The organism is Gordonia sp. (in: high G+C Gram-positive bacteria), assembly GCF_020438995.1.
Lineage (GTDB): Bacteria > Actinomycetota > Actinomycetes > Mycobacteriales > Mycobacteriaceae > Gordonia.
Genome location: NZ_JAGQTN010000224.1, coordinates 1 through 9269, shown reverse-complemented (window position 1 = coordinate 9269; position 9269 = coordinate 1). Strand labels below are relative to the sequence as shown.

Here is a 9269-nt window from a genome sequence, read left to right as displayed (position 1 = left end):
TCGTCGAACCGGAACTCGCGGTGGAACCACATCGAATGGTTGACGGTGGCGGCGAACAGCCGGTCGAATCCCCACGACAATCCGTGCGTGGTGATGATCGAGTCGAGCACCGTGGTGTCGGAGGCATAGCACATCGCCGCCACATGCAGGACCGGGTCGTCGGGCAACGGGCCGTCGGTCTTCATCCACACCCGATTGTGATCGAGACTGCGGCCGGCCTCGCGCAGCTTCCAGCTCGGATCGTTGGCGAACCGCACGTCGATCGGATGCAGGGCGTCGACGAACGTCGCGATCTTGTCCTCGAAACCCGCGAACTGCTCACCCATCGTCGGCAGTTCCTCCGGGTGCGGCACCTCCGGGATCCGGACAGCGTGTTCGAGGCCGGCCAGATTGTCCTGGAACGCGACGAGCATCGTGCACAGTTCCTCACCGTCCTGCATCGCGGTGATCTGCCGATTGGCGAAGGACTTGCCGTCGCGGAAACGCTGCACGTGGTACTCGATCGGCTTGTGCACATCGCCGCCCCGGATGAAATGCGCGTGTAGGGCGTGCACCGGGGGGTTGCCGCGAGTCAGTGAGCGGGCGGCGGCGACCACTCCCTGTGCGAGCATCTGCCCGCCGAAGGTGCGCGGGGTGCTCACCTTCGGCGGGTTCTGCCCGAGGAACAGATCGTCACCGGAGCGTTCGAGGTCGAGAATCGACAACAGTTGCCCGAGATCGTCTGAATTATTACCGACTTCGTCTGAAACGTTGCCGACTTCGTCGGGAGGTGGCGCGGTCATAGGCACACCCTATCGGGGGCCGTCAGTGGTCCTTCTCGCCGATCTTGTGGACGTGGATCATGTTGGTGGAGCCGACCGTTCCGGGCGGCGCGCCGGCCACCACGACCACCACGTCACCGTCGTTGAGCCGACCGATCCGCATCAACTGCGTATCAACCTCGGCGATCATCTTGTCGGTGCTGTCGACGTGGTCGACGATGAATGTCTCGGTGCCCCAGCTCAGGGCGAGCTGGCTGCGCACCTCCTGCAGCGGGGTGAACGCGAGCAGCGGCAACCGCGAATGCAGCCGGGCCAGGCGCCGGACGGTGTCGCCGGATTGGGTGAACGCCACTAACGCCTTCACTTCCAGCCGCTCGCCGATGTCGCGGGCCGCAAACGAGATCACGCCGCGCTTGGTGCGCGGAACGTGCGACAGCGGCGGTACTTCCCGCGAACCTCCCTCGACGGCCTTGGCGATCTTGTCCATCGTGGCGACGGCCTCCACTGCGAACTTGCCCACCGATGTCTCGCCCGACAGCATCACGGCGTCGGCGCCGTCGAGCACGGCGTTGGCCACATCGGAGGCCTCTGCGCGGGTGGGTCGCGAGTTCTCGATCATCGAGTCGAGCATCTGGGTGGCCACGATCACCGGTTTGGCGTTCTCCCGGGCCATCTGGATGGCCCGCTTCTGCACCAGCGGAACCTCCTCCAGCGGCAGTTCCACACCGAGGTCGCCACGGGCCACCATGATCGCGTCGAAGGCCAGGACCACTGCTTCCAGATTGTCGATGGCCTCCGGCTTTTCCAGCTTGGCGATCACCGGCACCCGGCGCCCCACACGGTCCATCACGTCGTGGACCAGTTCGATGTCGGAAGGGCTGCGCACAAACGACAAGGCCACCATGTCGACGCCGAGTTGCAGCGCGAACTCCAGGTCGGCGATGTCCTTCTCCGACAGCGCCGGCACCGATACGTTCATGCCGGGAAGCGAGATGCCCTTGTTGTTGCTGACCGGGCCACCCTCGGTGACGGTACAGATCACGTCGTTGCCGTCGACTCCGGTGACGACCAGTCCCACCTTGCCGTCGTCGACGAGAAGGCGGTCCCCGGCCACCGCATCGCGGGCCAGACCCTTGTAGGTGGTGGATACCCGGTCGTGGGTGCCCTCGACCTCATCGATGGTGATCCGGATCTGTTCGCCGTTCTCCCACAGGGTTTTACCGTCGCAGCCGTCGAACCGGCCGAGACGAATCTTGGGGCCCTGCAGGTCGGCGAGGATACCGACGGCCTTTTCGGTGATATCGGTGGCGCGCCGGATGCGCATGTACATCTCGGCGTGATCCTCATGTTTGCCGTGGCTCATGTTGAGCCGGGCCACATCCATCCCGGCGCGGACCAGCTCAAGAATCCGTTCGTCGGAGTCGGTGGCCGGACCCATCGTGCAGACAATTTTTGTACGTCGCATCGTCACCTTGGCTACCTTAGTCCCGTCGGGTAAGCATCTCTATGCGGTTGCGGGCTTGGTGCCCGGCCCCTTCAGCCGATGAACATAGACCTCCGGTTGACGCCGACCGCTATCGCACGCTCAGGGGCAGCGCCGCCGGTTTCACCGGTGACGGCAAATCCGAAGCACCCATGAGGAACTGGTCGACGGCGCGCGCGGTGGAGCGGCCCTCGGCGATCGCCCACACCACGAGCGAGGCACCGCGGTGTGCGTCCCCGCACACGAATACGCCCGGCGTGTCGGTCTGCCAGTCGCTGCCGCAGGACAGCGCGCCGCGCCGGTTGGGCGCCAGGCCCAGTCCGTCTAGCAGCGGCCCACGTTCGACACCTTCGAATCCGATCGCGAACAATGCGAGCTCACAGGGGATCTCGAATTCCTCACCCACCGGAGTGACGGACCGGCGCCCGTCGGCGTCCCGGATGACGGTGACCTCGGCCAGCACCATCGTGGTGACATTGCCGTCGGTGTCGCCGGTGAATCGCTGCACCGCGACCTGATATTTTCGTTCCCCGCCCTCGGCGTGCGCCGATGAGGTCCGCATCACCAGCGGCCACGTCGGCCACGGCGATCTGGAATCGTCGCGGTCCAGCGGAAGTTCGGGGTTGTAGTCGAGTTGCACCACCGACGCCGCGCCCTGCCGGTGCGCGGTGCCCAGGCAGTCGGCGCCGGTGTCGCCGCCGCCGATGATCACCACATGCTTGCCGGCGGCGGTGATGGGGCTCGGTCCGTCGCCCTCGCATTCACGGTTGGCGGGCACCAGATGTTCCATCGCCAGATGCACGCCGTTCAGGTCGCGGCCGGGCACCGGGTTGTCGCGGGCGGTCATCGCGCCGATCGCCAACACCACGGCATCGTGTTTCGCCCGGAGGTCGGAAACCGAGATATCGGTTCCCACACCACAATTGACGACGAACCTGGTGCCCTCGGCCTCCATCTGACCGATCCGGCGGTCGATGTCGGACTTCTGCAACTTGTATTCGGGAATGCCGTAGCGCAGCAGCCCGCCGAGCCGGTCGTCCCGCTCGTAGACGGTGACATCGTGACCGGCCCGCGTGAGTTGTTGTGCGGCAGCCAAACCCGCCGGACCCGACCCCACCACCGCCACCGACTTCCCGGTGTGTGCCTCGGGTGGTTCGGGCTGGATGAAGCCGTCGTCCCAGGACTGGTGCGCGATTGTCTTCTCGATGCGCTTGATGGTGACCGAGCCGCCCGTAGTCGGTTCGGAGATCGACAGCACACACGCCGCCTCGCACGGCGCCGGGCACACCATACCGGTGAACTCGGGAAAATTGTTGGTGGCGTGCAACCGGGCGCTGGCCGCGTCCCAGCGGCTGCGGCGCACCAGGTCGTTCCATTCCGGAATCAGGTTGCCCAGCGGGCATCCGGCAGTTCCGGAGTGGCAGAACGGGATACCGCAGTCCATGCAGCGCCGGGCCTGATCGGAGACGTCGGTCAGTTCCAGCCTCGGATCGGCCGGATGTGCGTAGACGTCGCCCCAGTCGTGGACGCGTTGATCCACCGGCCGGTAGCGGGCCTCGTGCTTGGGAACGTCGAGAAAACCGCGTGGATCAGCCACGTGCCGCCTCCATGATCGCTGAATCGACGTCACGCCCCTCGGCCTCGGCGATCTGGGCCGCGTCGAGAACCCGCTTGTAGTCGCTGGGCATGACCTTGGTGAAGCCGAGGCACCGGCGCGGCCAGTCGGCCAGCAACGACGCCCCCACCGACGAATCGGTGAGCTTGGTGTGGGTGGCGATGGTGTCGTGCAGCCACAGCAGATCGTCGGGGTCGGGACGCATCAGCGTCACCAGCGCCGTGTTGACCTTGTCCGCGTCGAGGTCGTAGACGAAGGCGATACCGCCCGACATACCGGCCGCCAGGTTCCGGCCCGTCGGTCCCAGGATCACCACGCGTCCGCCGGTCATGTACTCGCAGGCATGATCGCCCACACCCTCCACGACGGCGATCGCTCCCGAATTGCGTACCGAGAAGCGCTCACCCACCCGGCCGCGCAGATACACTTCACCCGACGTCGCCCCGTACAGGATGGTGTTTCCGGCGATCACCTGATCCTCGGCGATGAACCACGAATCCTGGTGCGGCGAAACGACAATCCGGCCACCACACAATCCCTTGCCGACGTAGTCGTTGGCGTCGCCGGCCATGTTGATGGTGACGCCCGGCGGCAGGAAGGCGCCGAGCGACTGTCCCGCGGAGCCGGTGAGGTTGACGGTGATGGTGTCCTCGGGCAGGCCCGTGGCACCGTATCGCCGCGTCACCTCCGACCCCAAGAGCGTGCCCACGGTGCGGTTCACGTTGCGCACCGGGAGTTCGACGGTGACCGGACGCGCGTCGTTCAGCGCACCCTCTGCCAATTGCACGATGGTGTTATCGAGCGCCTTGTCGATGCCGTGATCCTGACCGGTGATCCGGCGTGGTGATCCGGCGTCGGGTACCCGGCGGAAGATGGGTGTCAGGTCCAGGCCCTGACTCTTCCAATGCGCCAGCGCCGCATCGGTGTGCAGTCGCTGCGACTGCCCGATCGCCTCGTCGAGTGTCCGGTACCCCAACTGCGCCAGGTACTTTCGTACGTCCTCGGCGATGAACCGGAAGAAGTTGACGATGTGCTCGGCCTGGCCGGTGAACCGGGCCCGCAGCGTCGGGTTCTGGGTCGCCACGCCCACCGGGCAGGTGTCGAGGTGGCAGACCCGCATCATGATGCAACCACTGACAACCAAAGGCGCGGTCGAGAATCCGTACTCCTCGGCGCCGAGCAACGCCGCCATGATCACATCCCGGCCGGTGCGCAGCGCGCCGTCACACTGCACCGTGATCCGGTCGCGCAGACCGTTGAGCATCAGGGTCTGCTGTGCGTCGGCCAGGCCGATCTCCCATGGCGTCCCGGCATGTTTGAGCGAAGTCAGCGGTGAGGCGCCGGTGCCGCCGTCATGCCCGGAGATGAGCACGACGTCGGCGTGCGCCTTGGACACACCGGTGGCAACCGTTCCCACGCCCACCGCGCTCACCAGTTTGACGTGAATCCTGGCCTGTGCGTTGGCATTCTTCAGATCGTGGATCAGTTGCGCCAGGTCCTCGATCGAGTAGATGTCGTGATGTGGCGGCGGGGAGATCAGCGCCACGCCGGGCGTGGAATGGCGGGTCTTGGCGATCCACGGATACACCTTGTACGCCGGAAGCTGGCCGCCCTCACCGGGTTTGGCACCCTGGGCCATCTTGATCTGAATGTCGGTGGCATTGATCAGATAGTCGCTGGTGACGCCGAACCGGCCCGACGCCACCTGCTTGACGGCGCTGCGCCGCTGCGGATCGTAGAGGCGGTCGGTATCCTCACCGCCCTCCCCCGAATTCGAGCGCGCGCCGATCCGGTTCATCGCGATCGCGATCGTCTCATGCGCCTCGGCCGAGATCGAGCCGTAGCTCATCGCGCCGGTGTTGAAGCGTTTCATGATCTCCGACGCCGGTTCGACCTCATCGAGCGGAATCGGTTGATGCTCAGCGAGATCGAGCTCGAACAGACCGCGCAGGGTACCACCGGCGCGCGAGAGCCGGTCCACCTCGTCGGAGTACTTCTGAAAGACCTCCGCCTGACCCGTTCTCGTGGCGTGCTGCAACAGGAACACCGTCTCCGGGGTGAACACGTGCAGTTCGCCCTCGCGGCGGTACTGGTACTCGCCGCCCACGTCGAGACGGCGGTACACCTGCTCGGTCGGGTTCTCCGGGAACGCCCGGTGATGGCGCAGCCGCACCTCCTCGGCGAGTTCGTCCAGACCCACGCCCTCGATCCGGGACACGGTGCGAGTGAAGTACTCGCGCACCACTTCCGAGGACAGCCCGACCGCCTCGAATGCCTGCGCGCCGGTGTACGAGCTGATGGTGGAGATGCCCATCTTGCTCATCACCTTGAGCACGCCCTTGCCCAATGCCTCGACGTAGTTGCGCACCGCCTTCGCCGGACGCACGCCGATCAGCTCACCCTCGCTGATCAGGTCCTCGATCGATTCCATCGCCAGATACGGATTGACCGCCGCAGCGCCGAAACCGATCAGCAACGCGATGTGGTGCACCTCGCGGGCATCGCCGGACTCCACCACCAGCGCGACCTTCGTGCGTTCCTTGGTGCGAACCAGATGATGATGCACGGCCGCGGTCGCCAGCAGCGACGGGATCGGCGCGTGCTCGCGGTCGGTGTGGCGGTCGGAGATCACCAGCGTCCGGTAGCCCTGCGCGATCGCCTCACTCGCCCGCGTCCGCAGGTCTTCCAGCGCCGCGGCCAGCCCCTCACCACCCCTGTCGACCTCGTAGAGACCCGAGAGCACAGTCGTCGCCAGCCCCGGATGCTCACCGTCGTCGTTGATGTGCACGATCTTGGCCAGCCCCACCTTGTCCAGGACCGGCCCGTGCAACATGATTTGCCGGCACGACGCCGCCGACGGTTCCAGCGTGTTCTGTTCCGGACCCATCACCCGCGCCATCGAGGTGACGATCTCCTCGCGGATCGCGTCCAGCGGCGGATTGGTGACCTGCGCGAACAGTTCGACGAAGTAGTCGTAGAGCAACCGGGAACGTTTGCTGAGCACCGCGATCGGGGTGTCGGTGCCCATCGACCCGAGCGGCTCATACCCCGACGATGCCATCGGGGTGAGTAGCACCCGCAGATCCTCCTCGGTGTACCCGAACGAGAGCTGCCGGCGTACCACGGTGTTGTGGTTGGGCTGGTACACCGGGCGCAGCGGCAGCGTGGCGATGTCGAGGAGCCCGGCGTGCAGCCACTCGTCGTACGCCTCGGCGTTCATCAGGTCGCCCTTGATCTCCTCGTCCGGGATGATCCGGGCGTGGGCGGTGTCGACGAGGAACATCTTCCCCGGTTCCAGGCGGCCCTTGGCAACCACGTCGTCGACCGGTACGTCGAGCACACCGGCTTCCGAGGCCAGAATGATCCGGCCGTCGCGGGTGTGCCACCAGCGGCCGGGGCGCAGCCCGTTGCGGTCGAGGACCGCACCGACGAGGGTTCCGTCGGTGAAGGTGACGCAGGCAGGTCCGTCCCAGGCCTCCATGATCGAGGAGTTGAACTGCAGGAACGCCTTGCGTTTGGGGTCCATGTCGGTGACGTTCTCCCACGCCTCCGGCACCATCAGCATCACCGAATGCGGGATGCTGCGACCGCCGAGATGCAGAAGCTCAAGCACCTCATCGAGGGACGCCGAATCGGATGCCTCCGGGGTGCAGATCGGGAACGCCCGCGACAGGTCGCCGGGGATCAGGTCGGTGGCGAGCATCGCCTCGCGTGCGCGCATCCGGTTGCGGTTGCCGCGGACGGTGTTGATCTCGCCGTTGTGGGCGACGAACCGGAACGGATGCGCCAGCGGCCACGACGGAAAGGTGTTGGTGGAGAAGCGGGAATGGACGATCGCTATCGCGCTCAGGCAGCGTTCGTCGCGCAGATCGTCGTAGAACAGTGGCAGCTGCATCGTGGTGAGCATGCCCTTGTACACGATCGTCCGGCTCGACAGTGACGGGAAGTACAGGCCCGTACCTTCGGCCTCGATCTCCGGCGTGACGCGTTCGGCCTGTTTGCGGAACGGATAGATCGCCCGGTCCAGGTCGATCCCGGCGAGGCGGTCGTGGCCCAAGGACGGGTCGACGGTGACGAACAGCTGACTCATGTACGGCATGCAGGCCAGTGCGGTGGCGCCGACATCGGCGCGCTGCGGGTCGACGGGCAGGTCGCGCCAGCCGAGCACGGTGATGCCCTCGGACTGCGCAAGCTCGGTGACCCGCCGCACGGCGACCGCCCGGAGTTCGGGGTCCGCGGGCAGGAAGCACACACCCGCCGCGTACGTGTTGGCACCCGACGCACTCGGCGCCGGCAATGCGAAATCGGTGGCGGCCCGGAACAGTTCGTCGGGAAGCTGGATCAGGATGCCCGCACCGTCACCGCTGTTCGGTTCGGCGCCCGCCGCACCCCGGTGTTCGAGGTTCTCCAGTGCGAGCAACCCGTCGGCGACGATCGAATGCGTGCGCCGGCCGTAGATGTCGGTGACCATCGCCACACCGCACGAGTCGACTTCCTGGGCCGGATCGTACAGACCCTGCTTTTCGGGGAGCGCAGAAAACAGCATCGAGACCTCCACACTCGAACGCGCCGGCAACGCGCTGCGTGTCGCCGACGCCGACATGTACCGGCATCCTCAGGACAACACTGTCCGGTGGAGCATGAGCGCCGCCCGACACCACGTGGGGCTGGTCAAATACCGTGGTCGAGTGGCGTTCTCAACACTAACCCAATGCCGGTGAATGCGCCGGGCGGCGAATGTGAGCTACTTCGGCTTGTCCGATGGGTCGGCCTCGGGATCGGTTTCGTTGCCGGGAGCGTCCGTGATCACCGGGATGTTTCCGGTGTTGCCTGTGTGGCGGGCAATGGCCTCGGTGAGGGTTTCGTGGGGATCGGGCTCGGCGACCGGTTCGTCGTCGTAATAGTCGAACTCGTCGACGTAACCGATATGGCCGAGTGCCTCGAGTTCGGCGGCCTTGGCGTCGCGGTACATCGTCAGACCCTGTTCGCGGCCCTTCGGGGCGATCACGAAGTAGGCGGCCGCGATCGCGAAGATGATGCAGGCGGTGAACACGTTGATGCGGATACCTGCGATCTCCGTCGCCGGATCCGAACGCATCAGCTCCACCCCGAGCCGGCCGACGCAGTACATCGCCACGTACAGCGCGAACAGCCGGCCGTGGCCGATGCGGGCGTAGCGGTCGATGGCCACCAGGATCAACACCACCAGCAGATTCCACAGCAACTCGTACAGGAATGTCGGATGCACGATCTTCTCGACGACGCCGGTCGACACACCGTTCATGGCGTCCCGATGGCCGGACTCGTCGATGCGCTCGTAGATCTTCAAGCCCCACGGGACGTCGGTCTCGCGGCCGTACAACTCCTGGTTGAAGTAGTTGCCGAGACGCCCGATCGCCTGGGCGAGCAG

4 protein-coding genes and 1 pseudogene are annotated in these 9269 nt (G+C 66.0%); all 5 read right to left on the bottom strand.

Annotation, left to right across the window (positions count from 1 at the left end):
• Window positions 1-782, bottom strand: a 782-nt coding sequence (locus KDB67_RS15870) for an acyl-CoA thioesterase domain-containing protein (protein WP_291017527.1), incomplete at its 3' end; no start/stop codon positions are given.
• Between the two features lie 22 nt (window positions 783-804).
• Window positions 805-2226, bottom strand: coding sequence for a pyruvate kinase (pyk, locus tag KDB67_RS15865; RefSeq protein WP_291017525.1), 1422 nt, complete (start codon window positions 2224-2226; stop codon window positions 805-807).
• 109 nt (window positions 2227-2335) lie between these two features.
• The gene (locus tag KDB67_RS15860; RefSeq protein ID WP_291017522.1) at window positions 2336-3841 is read right to left on the bottom strand and encodes a glutamate synthase subunit beta; all 1506 of its coding nucleotides are present in this window, start codon (window positions 3839-3841) and stop codon (window positions 2336-2338) included.
• Entirely contained in the window at window positions 3834-8405 is a 4572-nt protein-coding gene (gene gltB, locus KDB67_RS15855; protein WP_291017520.1) for a glutamate synthase large subunit, read from the bottom strand. Before gltB ends, KDB67_RS15860 begins: the two co-directional genes overlap by 8 nt.
• Before the next feature lie 345 nt (window positions 8406-8750).
• Window positions 8751-9269: pseudogene (locus KDB67_RS15850) on the bottom strand (prolipoprotein diacylglyceryl transferase family protein); the annotation flags it as partial.

Bases quoted from the DNA above. Each gene is read 5' to 3' on its own strand.
- pyk (WP_291017525.1), bottom strand. From the start codon at position 2,226: ATGCGACGTACAAAAATTGTCTGCACGATGGGTCCGGCCACCGACTCC.
- gltB (WP_291017520.1), bottom strand. From the start codon at position 8,405: ATGCTGTTTTCTGCGCTCCCCGAAAAGCAGGGTCTGTACGATCCGGCC.